The 18,940-nt window shown below is 69.5% G+C and carries 22 protein-coding genes; 12 read left to right on the top strand and 10 right to left on the bottom strand.

Annotation, left to right across the window (positions count from 1 at the left end):
- Positions 1–81: 81 nt before the first annotated feature.
- Entirely contained in the window at positions 82–549 is a 468-nt protein-coding gene (locus AC1Q87_RS06680) for a hypothetical protein (RefSeq protein WP_492608186.1), read from the bottom strand.
- A gap of 252 nt (positions 550–801) precedes the next feature.
- On the opposite strand from AC1Q87_RS06680, the gene AC1Q87_RS06675 reads away from it, so the two are divergent.
- A complete protein-coding gene (locus tag AC1Q87_RS06675; protein ID WP_492608185.1) occupies positions 802–1,137 on the top strand; it encodes a hypothetical protein in 336 nt (111 codons plus the stop codon).
- Positions 1,138–1,362: 225 nt separating this feature from the next.
- Here the strand turns inward: AC1Q87_RS06675 and AC1Q87_RS06670 are convergent, their stop codons facing one another.
- The 3 genes from AC1Q87_RS06670 to AC1Q87_RS06660 form a co-directional block, all read right to left on the bottom strand.
- Positions 1,363–2,550, bottom strand: coding sequence for an acyl-CoA dehydrogenase family protein (locus AC1Q87_RS06670; protein WP_492608184.1), 1,188 nt, complete (start codon positions 2,548–2,550; stop codon positions 1,363–1,365).
- Positions 2,551–2,800: 250 nt separating this feature from the next.
- On the bottom strand, positions 2,801–4,483 hold the full coding sequence (locus AC1Q87_RS06665; protein WP_492608183.1) for a class I adenylate-forming enzyme family protein: 1,683 nt from the start codon (positions 4,481–4,483) through the stop codon (positions 2,801–2,803).
- Positions 4,484–4,495: 12 nt separating this feature from the next.
- Positions 4,496–5,650: a thiolase family protein gene (locus tag AC1Q87_RS06660; protein ID WP_492608182.1), complete on the bottom strand. Its 1,155-nt coding sequence runs from the start codon at positions 5,648–5,650 to the stop codon at positions 4,496–4,498.
- Between the two features lie 107 nt (positions 5,651–5,757).
- Between AC1Q87_RS06660 and AC1Q87_RS06655 the strand changes: the two genes are divergently transcribed.
- Positions 5,758–6,780 carry an NAD(P)H-dependent amine dehydrogenase family protein gene (locus AC1Q87_RS06655; protein WP_492608181.1) on the top strand — a complete coding sequence of 341 codons (1,023 nt, stop codon included), beginning with the start codon at positions 5,758–5,760 and terminating at the stop codon, positions 6,778–6,780.
- Positions 6,781–6,907: 127 nt separating this feature from the next.
- On the opposite strand, the gene AC1Q87_RS06650 is transcribed toward AC1Q87_RS06655, so the two are convergent.
- Positions 6,908–8,137, bottom strand: coding sequence for an acetyl-CoA acetyltransferase (locus AC1Q87_RS06650; protein ID WP_492608180.1), 1,230 nt, complete (start codon positions 8,135–8,137; stop codon positions 6,908–6,910).
- Between the two features lie 83 nt (positions 8,138–8,220).
- Between AC1Q87_RS06650 and AC1Q87_RS06645 the strand changes: the two genes are divergently transcribed.
- From AC1Q87_RS06645 to AC1Q87_RS06615, 7 genes are all read left to right on the top strand, one after another.
- A complete protein-coding gene (locus AC1Q87_RS06645; RefSeq protein ID WP_492608179.1) occupies positions 8,221–9,042 on the top strand; it encodes an SDR family NAD(P)-dependent oxidoreductase in 822 nt (273 codons plus the stop codon).
- Between the two features lie 304 nt (positions 9,043–9,346).
- Positions 9,347–10,105 (top strand): SDR family oxidoreductase, encoded by a 759-nt coding sequence (locus AC1Q87_RS06640; RefSeq protein WP_492608178.1) that lies wholly within the window; start codon positions 9,347–9,349, stop codon positions 10,103–10,105.
- Between the two features lie 13 nt (positions 10,106–10,118).
- Entirely contained in the window at positions 10,119–10,946 is an 828-nt protein-coding gene (locus AC1Q87_RS06635; RefSeq protein ID WP_492608177.1) for a DUF1295 domain-containing protein, read from the top strand.
- Positions 10,943–12,448, top strand: coding sequence for an AMP-binding protein (locus tag AC1Q87_RS06630; RefSeq protein WP_492608176.1), 1,506 nt, complete (start codon positions 10,943–10,945; stop codon positions 12,446–12,448). The genes AC1Q87_RS06635 and AC1Q87_RS06630 overlap by 4 nt, the downstream gene beginning before the upstream one ends.
- Before the next feature lie 83 nt (positions 12,449–12,531).
- Positions 12,532–12,972: a hypothetical protein gene (locus AC1Q87_RS06625; protein ID WP_492608175.1), complete on the top strand. Its 441-nt coding sequence runs from the start codon at positions 12,532–12,534 to the stop codon at positions 12,970–12,972.
- Between the two features lie 53 nt (positions 12,973–13,025).
- Positions 13,026–13,601: a hypothetical protein gene (locus AC1Q87_RS06620; RefSeq protein WP_492608174.1), complete on the top strand. Its 576-nt coding sequence runs from the start codon at positions 13,026–13,028 to the stop codon at positions 13,599–13,601.
- A 35-nt stretch (positions 13,602–13,636) separates the two neighbouring features.
- Positions 13,637–14,161, top strand: coding sequence for a DUF6886 family protein (locus AC1Q87_RS06615; RefSeq protein WP_492608173.1), 525 nt, complete (start codon positions 13,637–13,639; stop codon positions 14,159–14,161).
- Between the two features lie 36 nt (positions 14,162–14,197).
- On the opposite strand, the gene AC1Q87_RS06610 is transcribed toward AC1Q87_RS06615, so the two are convergent.
- Both AC1Q87_RS06610 and AC1Q87_RS06605 read right to left on the bottom strand, forming a co-directional pair.
- On the bottom strand, positions 14,198–14,575 hold the full coding sequence (locus AC1Q87_RS06610) for a nuclear transport factor 2 family protein (protein WP_436061880.1): 378 nt from the start codon (positions 14,573–14,575) through the stop codon (positions 14,198–14,200).
- Positions 14,572–14,964 (bottom strand): nuclear transport factor 2 family protein, encoded by a 393-nt coding sequence (locus AC1Q87_RS06605; RefSeq protein ID WP_492608172.1) that lies wholly within the window; start codon positions 14,962–14,964, stop codon positions 14,572–14,574. The genes AC1Q87_RS06610 and AC1Q87_RS06605 overlap by 4 nt, the downstream gene beginning before the upstream one ends.
- Before the next feature lie 179 nt (positions 14,965–15,143).
- On the opposite strand from AC1Q87_RS06605, the gene AC1Q87_RS06600 reads away from it, so the two are divergent.
- Positions 15,144–16,061 carry an NAD(P)H-dependent flavin oxidoreductase gene (locus tag AC1Q87_RS06600; RefSeq protein ID WP_492608171.1) on the top strand — a complete coding sequence of 306 codons (918 nt, stop codon included), beginning with the start codon at positions 15,144–15,146 and terminating at the stop codon, positions 16,059–16,061.
- On the opposite strand, the gene AC1Q87_RS06595 is transcribed toward AC1Q87_RS06600, so the two are convergent.
- Genes AC1Q87_RS06595 through AC1Q87_RS06585 form a run of 3 tightly spaced genes read right to left on the bottom strand, consistent with a single transcriptional unit; the run spans position 16,058 to position 17,696 of the window.
- Positions 16,058–16,633, bottom strand: a complete 576-nt coding sequence (locus AC1Q87_RS06595; RefSeq protein ID WP_492608170.1) for a TetR/AcrR family transcriptional regulator — start codon at positions 16,631–16,633, stop codon at positions 16,058–16,060. The genes AC1Q87_RS06600 and AC1Q87_RS06595 overlap by 4 nt on opposite strands.
- A 51-nt stretch (positions 16,634–16,684) precedes the next feature.
- On the bottom strand, positions 16,685–17,380 hold the full coding sequence (locus tag AC1Q87_RS06590) for an alpha/beta fold hydrolase (RefSeq protein ID WP_492608169.1): 696 nt from the start codon (positions 17,378–17,380) through the stop codon (positions 16,685–16,687).
- 25 nt (positions 17,381–17,405) lie between these two features.
- Positions 17,406–17,696: a DUF1330 domain-containing protein gene (locus tag AC1Q87_RS06585; protein ID WP_492608168.1), complete on the bottom strand. Its 291-nt coding sequence runs from the start codon at positions 17,694–17,696 to the stop codon at positions 17,406–17,408.
- Between the two features lie 133 nt (positions 17,697–17,829).
- On the opposite strand from AC1Q87_RS06585, the gene AC1Q87_RS06580 reads away from it, so the two are divergent.
- A complete protein-coding gene (locus AC1Q87_RS06580; RefSeq protein WP_492608167.1) occupies positions 17,830–18,414 on the top strand; it encodes a TetR/AcrR family transcriptional regulator in 585 nt (194 codons plus the stop codon).
- Between the two features lie 76 nt (positions 18,415–18,490).
- The gene (locus AC1Q87_RS06575; RefSeq protein ID WP_492608166.1) at positions 18,491–18,898 is read left to right on the top strand and encodes a nuclear transport factor 2 family protein; all 408 of its coding nucleotides are present in this window, start codon (positions 18,491–18,493) and stop codon (positions 18,896–18,898) included.
- Positions 18,899–18,940 lie beyond the last annotated feature (42 nt).

The following is an 18,940-nucleotide window of genomic DNA, read 5'->3' as shown; positions in this document are numbered from 1 at the left end:
TTTTATGACTTGCCCGCAATCTGCGGAATCCCACTTCGCGCGGCCGACGCTGCGCGCGCGCTCGATCGGCGATCCTCAAGCTCAACGCGGTCCGAAAACGATCTCCGCCGAGCGCCCCTTCCGCCTGAGATCGGTTGCGGCCTGGTCGGTTGCGGCTCGAGCGGCGCCTTCCGACAGGTAGTCGCCGAGGAACACGTCGTCGCAGGTGACGTGCCACACCCCATGGGCGAGGTTGCTGCGGACGATGACCGATGAGGGGCGGGCATCTGCGCTCATGGCGCGGTGCACGGCTGTGGAAGGCGGGGCCGGCTGAGGGGAAGCGCTTCTGCGAACACGCATCAGACGCATCACCTCTCGAAGAAAGGCTTCCGCATAGTCGGCTGTCTCGACGTAGTCGTATTCGTACGCGCCTCGCCGCGCGCTGGCGAAGCGCTGGCGCATTGCGTCCAAGAAGCCTGGCCGGCCTTCGGCGATCTGAGCCATCAGCGCTTGTAGAATTTGTTCATGCGCCAGGACACGGCGCTCGAGATCGGTGTTTTCGACGGCCATCTAGGCCTCCATCAGTTCGATGGCCCCCACGTCGCGCGCCTCCCTCACACGCAAGGCGGCCCTTCATATCTGGGGTGCTGTGACGCAATTTGCTAGGAGAGCTAAAATAATCGTCTTCGCCATCAGCAAATAAAATCGCCCCAATATTAAGTTTATGTGATATATTGTTGGCGATCGAAAGCGCGAATTCTGCGCCTTCGCTCGGATAGACGCGCGCAGCGTGGCTCCGGGCGGGATCGTGAAAGCTCAATCATGAGCATTTTATCAGAACGAAATCAGATTGCGGACGCGCCCGGATACTGGGCGATCCAGATTCATCTTGGCGAGAGTTCGCCCGCGCGACGGTACCTGTGTCATGCCGAGAACGAGCGAGCGGCCGTAAATGTGGCGGGCCGCCTGATGGGATCGTCGGTGGAAGCGAGGGGGTTCGATAGCCTCTGGATCAAGAAGGGACTGCTGGAGCGGAAGCGCTCGTCGCTGCCGGACATCGGGCGCCATCAGATCGTCTCGACCACCGCAGAGTGGGACCGGCTGGTCCAAGCCCACAACGCTTCCGAAGCTGAAAGCCCCCTGCGGGTGTCGCCATGATCCGAGTGAAGCTCTTTCCTGGCGCGGCGGCGAGCGACTCAGCAAGTAACCGGCGCTGGATCTCGCAACAGAACCAGGCGCCGGAGGTCAGTCGAGGCGCGCCGCCCGTTCCCTCCAGACCTGCCAATCCAGTGGCCGTCTGGGAGGACGACGGCGGCGCCATTGCGATCCCGACCCAGGGCCAAGTGAGCCGATCCGCCGCCGTGTAGCGCGCCCGCAGCCGCCTCAGAACCCGAGCTGACGTCCGGCCAAATCGCGCAGGATCTCTTCCGAGCCGCCGCCGATGACGAAGATGCGGGCTTCGCGGTAGATGCGCTCGACTCGGTTGTCGCCGGTGTAGGCGCGGCCGCCCAGCACCTGCAGGCTCTCGCGGGCCACAAACTCCAGGGTGGTGGTCGCCTGGACCTTCATCATCGCCAGCTCGGCCACCGGCGTCTCGCCGCGATGGAAGCGCCAGACCAGGATGTCGAGGAAGGCGTAGCAGGCGTTCACTCGCTGGATCATCTCGACGATCTTGTGGCGGATGGCCTGGTGGTCGATCAGCCGCTGGCCGAAGGTGTGGCGTTGACGCGACCAGTCGATGGCCTCGGCGATGGCCGTGCGGGCCATGGCCAGGGTGGCGGCGATGCCGCTGAAGCGCTCGATGTTGAACTGGTTGGCCAGGCCCGCGAAGCCGCGGTTCTCGACGCCGATCAGGTTGGCGGCCGGCACCTCGACATTGTCGAAGGTCAGCGTGCCGTTGTTGCCGTTGTACCAGCCGAGGCCCTTGACCGGGGCGCTGGAGACGCCGGGACGATCGGCCTCGATCATCAGCAGCGACAGCCCGCCGACGCCCGGCCCGCCGGTGCGCACCGCAGTCAGCAGGAAGTCGGCGCGGGTGGCGCCCGAGATCAGCGTCTTGCCGCCGTTGACGATGTAGCTGTCGCCGCGCTTTTCGGCCGTGGTTTGGAAGGCGCCGACGTCCGAGCCGCCCGACGGTTCGGTCACCGCGAAGGCGATCTTCTTCTCGCCGCGCAGGATCGGCTTGGCGACGCGCTCGCGCATCTCCTCCGGCCCGAACGCGAGGATCGGGGGCAGGGCGATCCAGTGCGTGGCGAGGTCGGCGAACACGACGCCCGAGCCGGCCCGGAAGAACTCCTCGGCGAAGATGATGCGGTGATAGAGGTCGATGTCCTCGCCGGTGCCGCCCAGCTCCTCGGAAAAGCCCATGCCCAGGACGCCGGCCTTGGCGGCCTTCACGTAGAGCTCGTCCGGGAAGGTCGCCGCTGCATCCCAGGCGTCGAGATTGGGATTGATCTCCGCCTCAATGAAGGTCCGCAACTGCCGGCGCCAGGCGTCGTGCTTCTCGGTCAGGAACGGGCTCGGCGGGCGCAACCCATCGAAATCCAGGCGAGGTTTATCCGCCGCAGCCATCAGTTCGTCCTCCCGACTTGTTACTTGCGAAATGATACTAATGGTGCGCGCGAGGGCGGGCAATGGCTGGTTTGGCGGGAGGGGCGATTTCTGCAGAGGAGAATGCAGATGCTCCCCCACTGGGGGAGCTGTCAGCCGCATGGCTGACTGAGGGGGACTTCGAATCTCTTGAGAAGGCGGTCCCCCTCCGTCTCGATGCTGCGCATCGATCCACCTCCCCCACGAGGGGAGGATCTGTTCCGTCTGGGCGCTAGATCAGCGTCGCGCGCAGCTCGCGCTTCAGCACCTTGCCGACCGGATTGCGGGGCAGGGCGGCCAGCACTTCCAGCCGCTCGATCTGCTTGAACACCGCCACCTTGCGTTCGCCGGTCAGGAAGGCGTTGATCGTCTCGCGGTCCAGCGTCTTGCCTGGGCGCAGCGCCACGAAGGCGCAGACGCGCTCGCCCAGCCGCTCGTCGGGCACGCCGACCACTGCGGCTTCGGCGATTTCCGGGTGGCCCATGAGGTGGCCTTCAAGCTCCTCCGACGAAATGTTCACCCCGCCCCGGATGATGATGTCCTTCAGCCGGCCGACGAAGCGGTAGTACTGCGCCTGGTCGCCGGCGATCTCGAACAGGTCGCCGGTGCGGAACCAGCCCTGCGCGTCGAACGCCTTGGCGGTCAACTCCGGCGCGCGCCAATAGCCGGCGAAGACGGTCGGGCCCTTGATCCGCATCTCCCCCGGGCGGCCCGGCTCGGTGATTTCTTCCTCGGTGTCGGGATCGACCAGGCGGCTGAAGAAGCGGTCGTTCAGCGGATAGGCCCAATCGAATCCCGGCGCGCCGACGCGTGGGAAGTACGTCGCCCGCTCGCCGTGCCGGGGAATGTCGTCGGCCGTGCCGCACAGCGACATGCCTTCGTTGGAGCCGAAGTAGTTGACGATCTCGACGCCGTAGCGGTCGTGGAAGGCGCGGATCATCGTCTCCGAGAGCGGCGCCGAGCCCGAACCGATGGCCCGCAGCCGGCCGAAATCGACGCCTTCCAGCAGCTTGGGATCATGGGCCAGCAGGTTCAGCACGGCCGGAGGGGCCACGGTGTAGTCGATGGCGTGGTCGCGCATCTGCTGCAGCATCACCGCCAGGTCGAACGGATGGTGCTGGATCAGCGTCCCGCCGATCAGCAGCCAGCCGGCCAGCGCCGTCGAGACGCCGCCCATATTGACCATCGGGAACGGGTTCAGCAGCCGCGCGCCGTTCGACAGGCGGCCGGCGGCGACCACGCCCTGGGCCATGATCAGCCACTCGTTGTGGCTGCGCGGCACGCCCTTGGGCTCGGCTTCGGTGCCTGAGGTCCAGCAGATCGTCGCTACGTCGTCGGCGGTGACGACCGCGGTCTCTGCAGCGCGCCTCGCCGCGGCCAGCTCGCGGGGCGTCACCGCGCTCATCGCTGCGGCCAGATCCGTCGCGCCCTCGGCCGCGCCGACGCTGAAGATCGTCTCGAGCGGCAGGCCGCGCAGCTGCGCCACATGGTCGTGACCGCCGATCATGGCGCCGGTGATCGCCGCCTTGGCGCCGGTGCGGCGCACGATGCTGGAGAGCTCGTTCTCGCGGTACTGGACCGGCGCAGGCGTGACGATGATCCCCAGCCTGAAGGCCGCCAGATAGGCGAGGGTCAGCTCGACCACATTGGGCAGTTGCACCAGCAGCACGTCGTCCTTGGCCAGGCCCGCGGCGTGCAGCGCCGCGGCCAGCCGGTCGACCTCGTCGCCCAGCTCGCGCCAGGTCAGGCTGCGCGGATCGCGCCCGATGATAGCCCCTGTATTCGGCGGATCGATCAGGGCGTCGTCGCCGGGCCGCTCGGCCACGTGCCGGTCCAGCAGGTCGACCATGGTCGTGTCGCCCCACCAGCCCTTGGCGCGGTACGTGGCGATATGGTCGGCGGGAACGAGGATCATCGTCGGCTCCGGTCAGGCGAGACGTTCGACCACCATGGCGGCGCCGACCCCGGCCGCGCCAGTGGCGACGACGAGGCCGAGGCGCCCGTCCGCGGCGTCCAGCGCGTCGAGCAGCGAGGACAGCAGGATCGCGCCGGTCGCTCCCATCGGGTGCCCCTTGGCCAGGTGCCCGCCGCCGACATTGACCTTGGCCGGGTCGGCCGGGCGGTCGCGCAGGAACTTGGCGATGGTGACGGCGAAGGCCTCCATGAACTCCACGCGGTCCATGTCGGCTAGGCTCAGGCCGGCCCGCGCCAATGCCTTGTCCATGGCCGAGAACCCGGCCAGCAGCGAGGCCTGCGGATCGCCGCCGGACTCGGCATAGGCCAGGATGCGGGCGCGCGCCTTGCGCCCGCCGCTCGGCGCGCCGCCGACAACGGCCAGGCCCGCGCCGTCGCAGACCGGCGGGGCGTGGGCGATGGTGTGGCGGTGGTCGATGGGGCCTTCCAGCGCCTCAGAATAGGTCGCGGCCAGGGGCGCGAAGGCGGCCGGCATCGCGGCCAGGGATTCGGCGGTGGTCTGCGGCCGCGCGCACTCCTCGGCGCTCGCCGCGCCGACCGCGATGCGCGAGGCGATCAGCGCCGGGATCGCTTCGGCCTGGCCGGTGCGGACCTGGGAGGCCAGGGCGACGGCGTCCAGCTCCGCGCGGGTCACGCCCTCGGCCTGCGCCAGCCGGTCGGCGGCGACCACCACCGGGATGTAGCGCGAGCGCTTGGGGAAGGCGGCGTCGGTGTAGTAGCCGGCGTTGTCGCCCATGAACGGCACGCGCGACATCATCTCGACCCCGCCGGCCAGCGCCCGGTCTATCGCGCCGCCCGCCACCATGGTCGCCGCGTGGCCGATCGCGGTCAGGCCCGAGACGCAATAGTTGTTGAGCGTGAAGGCGTAGGCGTCCTCGGCGACGCCCGAATGCAGCTTGGACACCAGGGCGATATTGGCCCCCTGGTCGCCGATCTGGCCCACGCAGCCCAGCACCATCGCCTGGCTGGCGCGCGGGTCCTGGCCGCGGGCCTCCAGCGCATCGACCAGCGCTCCGACCAGTTCCTGCGGCTTGTTGGCGGCCAGCGATCCGTCCGGGCGGGCCTTGCCGCGCGGGGTCCTCACGGCGTCGTAGATCCAGGCGTCCACGTGCGATTTTCCTCCCGGCCGCGCCCTTGATCGGGCGTCTGGCCATGCTCCGGCTTGCCACGATAAGTCTTGGAATGCAAGCTAACGAAAAGTGAGCGGGAGCGGGCATGGCGGGCAGGGTGCGGGTCGTCCAATGGGCGAGCGGATCGATGGGCAAGACCTGCCTGCGGGCGGTGCTGGATTCGCCGGACTGCGAGCTGGTCGGGCTCTACGTCTACAACCCCGCCAAGGCCGGCGTGGACGCTGGCGACATCGCGCGGCGGCCAGCGACGGGCGTGCTCGCGACCGGTTCGATCGACGACATCCTCGCCCTCGACACCGACGTCGTGCTGCACTGTCCGATGCTGGCCAGCCCCTATGACGGCCACGACGGCGATGTGAAGCGGCTGCTGGAGAGCGGCAAGAACGTCATCTCGATCAACAACTACTTCCACCCCTGGGCGCTGGGCGCGGCCTATGCGCAGGACCTGGACGCGAGCGCGCGGAAGGGCGGGGCGACCCTGGCCGGCGTCGGCGTCAATCCCGGATGGGTGGCCGAGAAGGTCGCCGCCGCGGTGGCCGGGATCTCGTTGCGGCTCGACCACATCGCGACCACCGAGGTCATCGACTGCTCGGGCATCCCCAACGCCGCCTATGTGTTCGGCGCGCTCGGCATGGGCGCCGACCCCGCCGGGCTGGACCTCAAGGACGGCCCGCTGGCCCGCACCTTCACCGACATGTACGCCCAGTCCGTCGCCGCCCTGGCCCAGAAGCTGGAGATCGAACTCGACGCCATCGAGGCCGACCACGCCGTCACCTTGGCCGACCACGACTTCGACGTCCGGGCCGGGGTCGTGCGGGCCGGAACGGTCGCGGCGACCACCTGGCGCGTGCACGGCCTCGTCGCCGGCGTCCGGCGCATCACCCACGCGGTCAACTGGGTGATGGACATGAGCCTGCCGGCCTTCACCGGCAAACCGCACTGGGAGATCGAGCTCACCGGCCTGCCCGGCGTGCGCCTCTCCATGGACCTGACCGAATTGGCCGAGCCGGGCGTGCGCACCAAGCCCGAGCAGTACGCCGTCGCCGGCATGGTCCTGGCCGCGATCCCGAAGGTGGTCGCCGCGCCTCCGGGGCTGTGGCGGAGCTAGGCCCAAATTGCTCCCCCCCGCTGGGGGAGCTGTCAGCCGAATGGCTGACTGAGGGGGATTGCTGAGTCAGCAGGCCCCCTCCGTCGCGCTGCGCGCGCCACCTCCCCCAGCGGGGGAGGAATTGGAGCTACCCGGCCCGACCCACCACGAAGCTGACCACGGTCCCCAGCGAGCCGCCGATGTTCAGGGTCTGATAGGTGCGCGCGCCCTCGACCTGGTAGTCGCCCGCCGTGCCGGTGACCTGGCGGCCGGCGTCCAGCAGCATCCGCGCGCCGGTCGCGCCGACCGGGTGGCCGACGCCGATAAGCCCGCCCGAGGCGTTGACCGGGCAGTTGCCGCCCAGCTCGATCAGGCCGCTCTCCACCGCCTGCCAGGATTGCCCCGGCGCCGTCAGGCCCAGATGGTCGATGGCCATGTACTCGGTCGAGGTGAAGCAGTCGTGGGTCTCGACGCCCGACAGGTCCTGCGGCCCGGCGATGCCGGCCCGGCCCCAGGCGTCGGTGATCGCCCTGCGCACGTGCGGGAAGATGTAGTCCTGGCCCTTCGAACGCTCGATCTTGTCGAGGAAACGGATGCCGGCGTTGGTGTGGCCCCAGCCGAGGATCTGCGGAAAGTCGCTCGCCTTCACCCCGCGGCGCGCGGCGTAGCGCTCCATGAAGCGGTCCGAGCACAGCACGATGGCGCTGGTGCCGTCGGTGATCTGGCCGCAGTCCATCCGCCGGGTGCCCGGCTCGATGATCGGGTTGGCGGTGTCGTCGTCGGTGAAGTTCTCGGGCGTGAAGGCCCACTTGCGGGTCTGCGACAGCGGGTTGCGCTTGGCGTTGGTCAGGTTGATCTCGGCGATCCGGTTCAGGTGCCGCCGGTCCAGGCCGTAGCGCTCGCCGTACTCCTGGGAGAGGCGGCCGAACACGGCCGGCCACATGAACCGGCAGTCGATGCCCTCGCGGCCCTGCCAGGAGGCGGCGTTCTGGACCTTCGAGGCCTCGTCGCCCGGCAGGTTCTTCTCTTCCTCGGCCCCGACGATCAGCACGCAGTCATAGCGGCCGGCCTCGATCTCGGCCGTGGCGGTCAGCACGGCGATGGAGGCCGAGGCGCAGGCCGCCTCGTGGCGCATGGCCGGCACGCCGTGCAGTTCGGGAACCACCTGGGCGACCATCGCCGCCAGGTGACCCTGGCCGCGATAGAGCTCGCCGAAGGCGTTGCCGACGTGGACGGCGTCGATGTCGGAGGCGTCCAGCTTGCAGGCGTCCAGCGCCCCCAGAATGCCGTCGCGCAGGATGTCCGACAGGTCGAGACCCTCGCGCGACCAGGCGCGGGCGAAGTCGCTCTGATGACCGCCCAGAAGATAGATCGCCATGGCTTCCTCCAACCGTCTCTTTCGTGATCTTGCCGGCGAGCCTAAGGTATCGGTTCTTAAATGCAAGTCATAGGGAGGCCGCCATGCGGGATTTCGAGGGCAGGACGGGCGTGGTCACCGGCGCGGCCGGCGGCATGGGCGCGGCGGCGGTGCGGCTGTTCGCGCAGCGGGGCGCCAAGGTCGTGGCGCTCGACCGCCGGCTGGAAGACCTCGGCGGCCTGGCCGAGACCTGGCGCGGGGAGGGGCTCGCCGTCGAAATCGCCGGCTACGACCAGGGCGATCCAGACAGCATCGCTGCGGTGTTCGAACAGGTGGACAGCTTCACCGGCGGGCGGCTCGACTTCTGCTTCGCCAACGCCGGCTACGGCCGCTACCGCCCGGTCCTGGAGATCGAGGCCAAGGAGTGGAAGCGGCACACTGCGATCAACCTCGACGGCACGTTCCTGGTCGCCCAGGCCGCGGCCCGGCGGATGCTGCAGGGCGGCGGGGCGATCGTGCTCAACGCCTCGTCCGGGGCGGTGTTTCCGACCGATCTGCTCTCGGCCTACTGCGCGTCGAAGGCCGGGCTGGTGATGCTGGCCAAGATCCTGGCCTCCGAACTCGGCGCCTATGGCATCCGGGTCAACGCCGTGCTGCCCGGCGTCATCGAGACCCCGATGACCGAGAGCCTGCTGGCCGAGCCGGGCGTGCCGGAAACCCTCGCCAAAGCCACGCCGCTCGGCCGCGCCGGCCGCCCGGAGGAGGTGGCCCAGGCCGCCGCCTTCCTGTGCAGCCCGGCGTCCGGCTATGTCACCGGGACCAGCTTGCTGGTCGACGGCGGCCAGACCCTGCACGGCTTCCCCCGCTGGTTCAGCACCGACCACCGCGATCCCGCCGCGCCGTGGACGACGCACGTGGAAAACTAGGTCGCACAAAGTGTCATCCCGGAAAGCCCGCAGGGCTTGTCCGGGACCCATTTGCGCCTGAGGTCGAAGGTGGCGCGTCGCCGGCGCCGTGTTCATGGGTCCCGGTCTTGCTCCGCAAACCGGGATGACACGGCTGGCCGGCCCTGTATGCCTGGGGGATGCCCACGAGGGGAGAAGGAGCCTCCGAGGCCGACGCCCCCTTGCGCGGCGCCTTCGATCGTGTAGCTTTCATATAAAGACTAAAAACGAAACGGGAGAAGCAGGCTGGCGACGCCGAAGCGGCGCGCAGCCTGGGAAGGTCACAATGCAGGTCAAGGATTGCGTCGCCCTGGTCACCGGGGCCAACCGCGGCATCGGCGAAGCCTTCGTGCGCGAACTGGTCGCCGCCGGCGCGGCCCACGTCTATGCCGGGGCGCGCGATGCGGCCTCGGCCAAGCATCTCGAAGCCGACTATCCGGGCAAGGTCACGGCCGTTCAGCTTGACGTCAGCGAGCCCGACCAGATCGCGGCGATCGCCGCCGCGCGCACCGACGTCTCGCTGATCGTCAACAACGCCGGCGCCTTCACCCACGGTCTGCTGATCGGCTCCGACACGCTGGCCGGCGCGCGCGAGGAGATGGAGGTCAACTACTTCGGCCCCGTCGCCATGTGCCGCGCCTTTGCGCCCGGCCTGGCGCGCCACGGCGGCGGCGGCATCATCAACGTGCTGTCGGTCGGCGGCATCCTGGCGGCCCCGAACATGGGCGGCTACAGCCCTTCGAAGTTCGCGATGCGCGCCGCCACCCAGTGCATCCGCGCCGAACTGGCCGACCAGGGCACGACTGTCTCGGCCCTGATCGTCGGCTCGGTCGACACCCGCATGGCCGAGCACGTGAAGGGCGCCAAGGAGCCACCCTCGGTGATCGCCAAGGCCGGCATCAAGGCCATCGAGCGCGGCCAGGACGAGGTCGACACCGACCGCATGGCCGTCGAGACGCGCGCCGCCCAGGCCCGCGATCCGAAAGGCCTCGAGCGCCAGATGGCCAAGATGCTCAAGGCGACTGAAATCTCGACCGGCCGTTAAGGGGGAACGACCAATGCCTGAACTCTCACAGATCGTGACCTTGCTTGCGGTCAATTTCGGCCTGCTGGTCGCCGGCTTCCTGATCCTCTGGATGATCGGGAGCGCGATCAAGGACGTCACCTTCGTCGACGCCTGCTGGGGCCTCGGCCTGGCCAGCATGGCGGTCGCCAGCTTCTTCCAGACGCCTGACGGCGCGCAGGCCCGCCGATACCTGCTGACCGGCCTGGCGCTGCTCTGGGGCCTGCGGCTCGGCACGCACATCCTTGGCCGCTGGCGGCACGAAGGACCCGACCGCCGCTACGTGAAGATGATGGACCGCGCCAAGGCCGACAAAGGCTGGAGCTACGCCCACGCCTCGCTGCGCATGGTCTTCGCCTTCCAGGCGCCGCTGCTCTGGGTGGTTAGTCTGCCGGTCCAGCTCGGCCAGATCTCGGCCCAGCCGGCCGACATCGGCGTGCTCGGCTGGATCGGCGCGGCGCTGTCGCTGTTCGGCATCGCCTTCGAGACCACCGCCGACGCCCAGCTCAAGCGCTTCAAGGGCGATCCGGCCAATCGCGGCCAGGTGCTATCCACCGGCCTCTGGCGCTACACCCGCCATCCGAACTACTTCGGCGATATCTGCGCCTGGGTCGGCTTCTACCTGATCGCTGCGGAGACCACGCTCGGGCTCTGGGCGTTGCCCGGTCCGCTGCTGCTGATCTTGCTGCTGACCCGCTGGAGCGGCGGCCCCTCCTATGAGAAGCGCCTGACCCATCAGCGGCCGGGCTATGACGACTACATTCGCCGCACCTCCTCGCTAATCCCTTGGCCGCCCAAGCCCGCCGAAAGGACCGCTCCGTGAGGACGCCCCGGACCCTGCTGTCGCCGACGATCGCGCCGCCGGCCCCCCGGCCGATCGGAACCCTGCCGGGCCTGCACGCGGCCCGCGATCCGGACGCCCCGGCCATCACCTGCGAAGGTAAGACTCTGACCCGGGCGCAATTCGCCGCCCGTGTGAACCGCCGCGCCCGGGGTCTCGCCGCCCACGGCGTGCGGGAAGGGGACTTCGTCGCCATCGCCCTGCCGAACGGCCCGGCCTTCCTGGAGTTGGCCTTCGCCGCCTGGACCCTGGGCGCCACGCCGGCCCCGGTCTCCTATCGGCTGCCGGCGCCCGAACTGAAGGCGATCATCGAGCTGATGCAGCCGCGCGTCGTCATCGGCGGCGAGGCGACCCGCGCCGCCGGCGTCGACTTCCTCGACGAAGCCGCGACCCACGACGAGGCGGCCTCCGCCGATCCGCTGCCCGAACTGACCGCCAAGCACGTCAAGGCGATCGCCAGCGGCGGCAGCACCGGCCGCCCCAAGGTCATCGTCGACCACGCGACCTCGATCATCGATCCCGACGCGCCCTCGCTCGGCATGCATCCGGGCGACACGGTGATCATTCCCGGACCGCTCTACCACGCCGCCCCGTTCGGCTTGGCCTACATGGCGCTCTGTTGGGGCTGCCATCTGGTGATCACCAAGCGCTTCGATCCGTCGCAGACCCTGCGCCTGATCGACGAGCATCAGGTCCAGTGGGCCTATCTGGTGCCGACCATGATGCACCGCGTCTGGCGGTTGCCGGACGAGGAGAAGGCCGCCGCCGACGTCTCCAGCCTGGAGATGATCGTCCACATCGCCTCGGCCTGCCCGGTCTGGCTCAAGGAGAAGTGGATCGAGTGGCTCGGTCCCGACGCGGTCTGGGAGGTCTATTCCGGCACCGAGGCCATGGGCGGCACCTCGATCGGCGGGCGCGAATGGCTGACCCACAAGGGCTCGGTCGGCCGGCTGATGCCCGGCAGCGAGATCCGCATCCTGCGCGAGGACGGGACGCCTGCGCCGGCAGGGGAAGTGGGCGAAGTGTTCTTCCTGCCGGCCGGCGGCCGCGGCGCGACCTACCACTACATCGGCGCTGAGCCGCGCGCGCAGGGCGAGTGGGAGACCTTCGGCGACATGGGCCACATCGACGAGGAGGGCTATCTCTACCTCGCCGACCGGCGCACCGACCTCATCATCTCCGGCGGCGCCAACATCTATCCGGCCGAGGTCGAGGCCGCGGTCGACGCCTATCCGGGCGTGCTCTCCAGCGTCGTCGTCGGCCTGCCGCACGAGGACCTGGGCCAGAGCGTCCACGCCATCCTGGAAATGGCGCCCGGCGGTCCGTCGCTGGACGAGGCGCAGGTCAAGGCGTTCCTGGCCGAGCGCATCGCCCCCTACAAGATCCCCCGCAGCCTCGAGGTCACCCACGAACGCCTGCGCGACGACGCCGGCAAGGTCCGCCGCAGCGCCCTGCGCGACCAGCGCGCCAAGGCCGAGGCCTGATCGCGCTCGCGCCATGACCTCCGAGGTCATGGCCGCGGCGAGGCCCAGCGCCTAGCCTGCTTCAAACTCAAGAGGAGCAGGCGATGTCGGGGTTCTGGCGGACGTGGTTGAACGGGTGGTGCGCGGTGGTCGGCGTGTTCGGCGTCGTGCTGGCGGGCGGGGCGGCGGAGGCGACCAGCGGACCGGTCCGCCTGCTCCTCGACATTCTCAACGGGCCTGAGCCGCTGGTCATCGAGGGGCCGATGCGTTTCGGCCTGGCCGTGCTCGGCGCGGTGACGATCGGCTGGAGCCTGACCCTCTACGCGGCCATCGATGCCGCGCACCGGCTGGGGCCGATGGGCGCGCCGGTCTGGCGGATGATCCTGGCCAGCGGCCTGGTCTGGTTCGTCATCGACAGCGCGCTCTCGGTCGCCACCGGGTTCGGCCTCAACCTGATCCCCAACACCCTGTTCGTCGCTGGCCTGGTCGCGCCGTTGGCGGCCAGCGGCTTGCTGCGCCCGTCGGCGGCTCAAGCTCTGCCATAATTCCACCCTCAGCCAGAGCGAGCGTCCGGCCGGAAGTTCGCGAGAGGGTGGAAATGGCGCGCGCGCAGCAACGGATCCTGCTGCTAGCCCTGTCGATCGGGGCGCACGTCGTCGTGCTGGGATGGCTGCTGGTCCAGCGCCACGTGCTGTCGACGTCGGCGGAGACCCCGGCCATGGAAGTGCTGCTGGCGCCGCCGATCTTTCGCCGCCCGCCGGTCGAGCCGCGCGAGCGGCCGCCGACGCCGCCGCGGCCGCATGCCGCCAAGTCGCCGGAGCGCGCCCCGCTCCAACGCCAGGAGCCAGGCCTCGCCGCGCCGACCGCGGCGCCCGGCGCTGGGGAGACCGCCGCGCCGCCGGCCGTGCGCCGGGCCCTGCGCGGTCTGATCGGCTGCCGGCTGGCTGACCTCACCGACGAGGAGCGCCAGCGGTGCGACGAGCGTCTGGCGGCGGTCGAGGACAAGATCGGCCGCAAGCTCGACCTCGACGTTCGCGGCGCCTTCGCCCGCGAGGCCGACCCCTATCTGGCTCGCCGACCGAAGAACGGCTGCAAGGCCCGCGCTGGCGGCGACGCCGATCCGGCGGGCGAGCAGGGGGCCGCCGTCGGCATCGGCTGCGCCTGGGCGTTCTAGTTGACCGCGCCGCGCGACCCCCGCCTAGTCGCGCGATGCGCCTCTTCCACTTCAGCGAGGATCCTGCGATCGCGCGGTTCGAGCCGCGCCCGGTTCGCACGCCGTCGATCCGGCCGCCGGGACGCGAGTGGCTGAACGGGCCGCTGGTGTGGGCGATCGATGAACCGCATCAGGCGATGTACCTGTTCCCGCGCGACTGCCCGCGTATCCTGCTCTGGCCGCTGGCGACCACCTCGGCCGAGGATCGCGCCGCCTGGCTCGGCGCGGCCGAGCGGGCGGTCTATGTCGAAGCGCGCTGGCTGGCGAAGCTCAACGTCGCGCGGATCTATCGCTACGACCTGCCGGCCGAGCGCTTCGAGAGCCTCGACGACGCCGGCATGTGGGTGGCGCGCGAAGCGGTCACGCCGCTGGCCATGGACGAGATGTCGGACCTGCCCGGCGCCCTGCGCGCCTGCGGTGTCGACCTGCGTGTGGTGGAGAGCCTGACGCCCCTGCGCGGGGTCTGGGACACGACGCTGCACGCCAGCGGGATCAGGCTGCGCAACGCCGCCGGCTGGTAGGCCTGCCTTCCGCGCGGCGGAAGACAGGCGCGCTCTTCAGTGCGTGGCGTTCGGGTCGGCCATCTGGAAATAGTCGCGCCAGCCGACGATCTTGCCGTCCGGCTTGAACTCGATGACGCCCATATAGGGGTGGGTCACGGTCTGACCGCTGGCGTTGACGTATTCCTCGCGGCCCTCGGTGAACAGGTGCGTGTCGGTCTCGGCGTGACGCTCGATCACCCAGGTCGAGCCGGTGTTGTCGGCCCAGTACTTGGTGATGAACTTCTCGACCCAGTCGCGGCCCATCAGCGGCCGGGTGCCGACGTGATAGTGGTACTCGACCTCCGGGGCGAAGAAGTCGAGGAAGCCGGCCTTGTCCTTGGCGGCGATCGCCTGCTGCAGACGGCGGATGAGGTCGATCTTGGCTTCGCTCACGCGGCGCTCTCCTGTTTGGCCGGCGCCTCGAGGCGGGCCGAGTCGTAATAGTCGCGCAGCTTCCAGACCTTGCCGTCGCGGAATTCGATGACCTGCATGAACGGGTTGTCGATCAACACGTCGTTCTTGCGGTCGTAGATCTTCTCCAGACCCTCGACGAGCATCAGGTCGCCTTTTTCGGCCCAGTTGAGCACGATCCAGTCGCGCTGATCGAAGCCCTGCTCGTAGTTGCGCAGGAACTTGCGCATGGTCGCCTTGTCGCGAATGGGCTTGGTCCCCATGCGCCAGTGATACTCAAGGTCGTCTGTCAGGGTGTCGAGGAAGGCGTCGTGGTCCTTCCGCTTCGAGGCGGCGATCATCGCCTCCAGTGTCTTCATGTTTTCGCTCATGACCGCGTCCCTCCTGCGTTTCCCTGATCGCAGGCTATTGGCGTAAGTTCGATTATGCAAGTAACAACGCTGGAGCGGTTGACGCCGCTGCGGGCGGTCAATAAGTTGCGATTTGCAAGTCAAGGCTTGCGGCTTTTGGAGGCGCGGGGGGTTCGCGCCTGGGGATGTAAGGATACGCGATGCAGGATCTGGTTTCGCTCAAGGGGCGGCTGCGGCTGCCGGCCATCGCCGCGCCGATGTTCCTGGTCTCGGGGCCGGAACTGGTGCTGGCGGCGTGCAAGGCCGGGATCGTCGGCTCGTTCCCGGCCAACAACGCCCGCACCATCGAGGTGCTGGATCGGTGGCTGGGCGACATCAAGGCCGCGGTGGGCGACGCGCCCTGGGCGATCAACATCATGGTCCACCGGACCTATGAGCGGATGGCCGAAGAGCTCGAGCTGGTCATGAAGCACAAGCCGCCGATCGTCATCACCGCGCTCGGCAGCCCCAAGGAACTGGTGGCCGAGGTCCAGGCCTACGGCGGCAAGGTGCTGGCCGACGTCAACTCGATCTCCTACGCCAAGAAGGCGGCGCAGGCGGGCGTCGACGGCCTGGTGCTGATCTCGGCCGGGGCCGGCGGCCACACCGGACAGCTCTCGGCTTTCGCCTTCGTGCCGGCGGTGCGCGAGTTCTTTGACGGGGTCATTGTGCTGGGCGGTGCGATCGGCTCGGGTCAGGCGGTGCGCGCGGCCGAGATCCTTGGCGCCGACTACGCCTATCTCGGCACCCGGCTGATCGCCGCCGAGGAAAGCATGGCCCATCCGGACTACAAGACCATGCTGGTCGAGGCGACGGCGGACGAGATCATTCTCTCGGCCTCGCTGACCGGCGTCCCCGCCAACTGGCTGAAGGGCAGCCTGGTGGCGGCCGGCTTCGATCCCGCCGCCATGGGCGCCAAGGCCGAGATCGACCTCGGCCGCCCGGAGGACAACGACGCCAAGCGTTGGAAGGACGTCTGGTCCGCGGGGCAAGGGGTCGGCGCGGTGCGCTCCATCGAGCAGGTCGGCGCCATCGTCGACCAGCTGGCCGGCGAGTACGCCGCGGCCAAGGCCCTTTAGGCGGCCGGCGCCTCGTCCGGCGGCGAGGCGCCCATCAGCGCCCCGATCACGCGGCGCTGCTCCATCGGCACCGGGTTGTTCCCGAACACGTCCGAGAGCCACAGGCCGTCGGCGATCAGCCGCTGCAGCAGGGCGTCGTCGGCCCCGACCACATCGTTGGGCGCATCCTGGGTGATCTTGTCGACCCACCAGCGCCAGCGATCGGCGAGGGCCGGCTCCAGCAGGCAGGCGACCAAGACCACCTTGCTGGTGCGCACCTCGTCTTCGCTCATGGTCAGCTGCACGGTCGCGGCCAGGTAGGCGCGGCCATAGCGCCCGACGGGATGCGGATCCTTGGCGGCGATCGCCTCGACCGTCGCCGAGAACTTCTCGCCGGCCTCGTCGACCAGCGCCTTCAGCAGCTCGGCTTTGCTGGGGAAGTGGTGCAGCAGCGCGCCCTTGCTGAGCGGCAGCCGCGACACGACGGCGTCGAGCGTGAACCCGGCCGCGCCGCCCTCCTGCAACGTCTTCATTGCCGCCCCCATGATCTGGGCGCGGGTGGCTTCAGGCTGGCGTCGGCGGGGCTGGGTCATGGCGGTTACATACCAACTGGACGGTAATTTGCAACGGCCGTTGCCGTGACGTCAGGTGGTGGTCGCCAGCCACCGACGCAAGACCGCGCTGGTCTCGTCAGGCTGTTCGATCGCCGGCAGGTGCCCGCAGCGGTGGAACAGGTGGAAGGCCGGGCGGGGCAGGGCGCGGAACATCGCCACCGACTCGGCCGGCGGGGTCAGCACGTCGCCGTCGCCGACCGCGACCAGCACCGGAATGTCGAGCGTGGTGAGCAGCGGGCGGCTGTCGGGGCGGTGCATGATCGCGGTCTGCTGGCGTACGAAGGCCTCGCCGCCGACCCGCTGGGCCATGGCCTTCAGGTCATCGCCGACCGGACCGCCCAGGTGCTGCTCGTCGACCAACCGCGGCAGCAGCCGGTCGGTGACGCCGGCGAACCGCCCCGAACCCAGCGAGGCCAGCGCCGCCTCGCGCTCGGCCGAGCGTCCCGGCGCGTCGGGCGCGGCGCTGGTGTCGAGCAGCGCCGCAGCGGCGACCCGCTCGCGCGCCTGACGCAGCACTTCGAAGGCGACATAGCCGCCCATAGACAGGGCGACCAGGGTGAAGCGCGGCGGCGCGGCGGCCAGCAGCCGCGCGGCCATGGCCTCGACGCTGTCGTCCAGCGTCACGTCGGCGATGGCGGACGGGGTCAGGTCCGACAGGGCCTCGCGTTGGTCGCGCCACAGCCGCTCGTCACACAGAAGGCCGGGGATGAAGACGATGGGGAGCATGCCGCGGTTCTAGCGCGGGCCGGCGTCAGCTGTCGCCCTCGACCAGGACCAGCTTGCTGAGCGTCGTGCGCTTGCGCAGCGCGAACAGGTCCTGTGCGTCGGGATCGTTCAGGAACGCCCGGGCATGGTCGCTGGTGGGGAACTCCAGCACGACCATCCGCTCGGGCGCCCAGTCGCCCTCCATCACCTCCGCCTCGACGCCGCGCACGATGTAGCGCCCGCGGTGCTTGGCGATGAAGGCGGGGATGGCCTCCACGTACGGCATGAACCCGTGGAGATCCTTGATCGCGAAGTCGAGCACGAGATAGGCGGTCATCGTCGCTCCCCATGTCAGGCGCTGCAGCCTAGCATCACCAGCCCGCCGAGCCAGGCGCTCGACGGCGCCGGCGCGGCGCGGCTAGGTTCACCCCGACCGGCGGCGGCGTGCGCTGGCGGCGAAGGGGCGAGCGATGGCGCGACAGGCGGAACGACGGGCGGCGACCAGCGCGGCGATGCTGGGGGCGGCGCGCGACCTCTTCTGCGCCGAGGGCTACGAGGCGGTCAGCATCGACGATATCGCCGCGGCGGCGGGTGCGACCAAGGGCGCCTTCTATCACCACTTCGCGACCAAGCAGGCGATCTTCGACAAGCTGGTCGACGAGGTGCAGGGCGAGATCGCCGGCCTGTTTGCCGCCCGCAAGCCGGCGCCTGGCGGACCCGAAGAGGTCATGGCCGCCAGCATCAGCGCCTATCTGGAAGCGGCCAACCAGCCGCAGGTGCAGCGTATCCTGCTGATCGACGGCCCGGTGGTTCTGGGCTGGCGGCGCTGGCGCGAGATCGACGACGCCCACTTCGCCGGCATGGTGCGCGCCGGCGCGGCGCGGCTGATGGGGCCGCAGGCGCGTCCGGCGGAGGTGGACGCCGCCGCGCGTCTCGTTCTCGGCGCGGTCATGGAGGCGGCGTTGGCGCTCGGCGGCGGCGCCGACGGGGGCGCTTCGGCGTCCGACTACCGCGCGGCGCTGACCCGCTTGTTGCGCGGCCTTCGGACCGACTGACCGGTCCGCAGTTGACTTGCATACCGCCGGTCTGCAAAAACAGACTCAAAGTATGCAAATCAACGGAGGAGACGTCATGGCTATCGACACCCAGGCTCTGTTCGCCCGCTACCACGCTGCGTGGGAAGCCAAGGATGCGGCGCGGATCGCCTCGCTGCATTCCGAGGACTCCAGCTTCATCCTGCACGACGGCTCGGCCCGCGTGCATGGCCGCGCCGCGCTCGAGGCCGACTTCGCCGCGCTCTTCGACAAGCTGCCGGGCTTCGGATTCGAGATGCGCCGCACGATCTTCGGCGAGCGCCACTGGATCTTCGAATGGGCGCTGGTCATGCCGCTGCCCGGCGGCGGAACCGCCAGCGTCGACATGCTCGACGTCGTCGACGTCAACGACGCCGGCGAGGTGCTGCGCAAGGACGTCTACATCAACGGCGCCCAGCAGGCGGCGTTCTATGCGCGGATGCAGGCGGCTAGCGCGGCGGCCTGACGGCCGCGCCGGGCCCGTTCGCGTCCCATGGTTGAAGGGGTC

The sequence above is a fragment of the Phenylobacterium sp. GW823-FHT02A09 genome (genome assembly GCF_058797775.1).
This window is presented reverse-complemented; position numbering and strand designations above follow the sequence as displayed.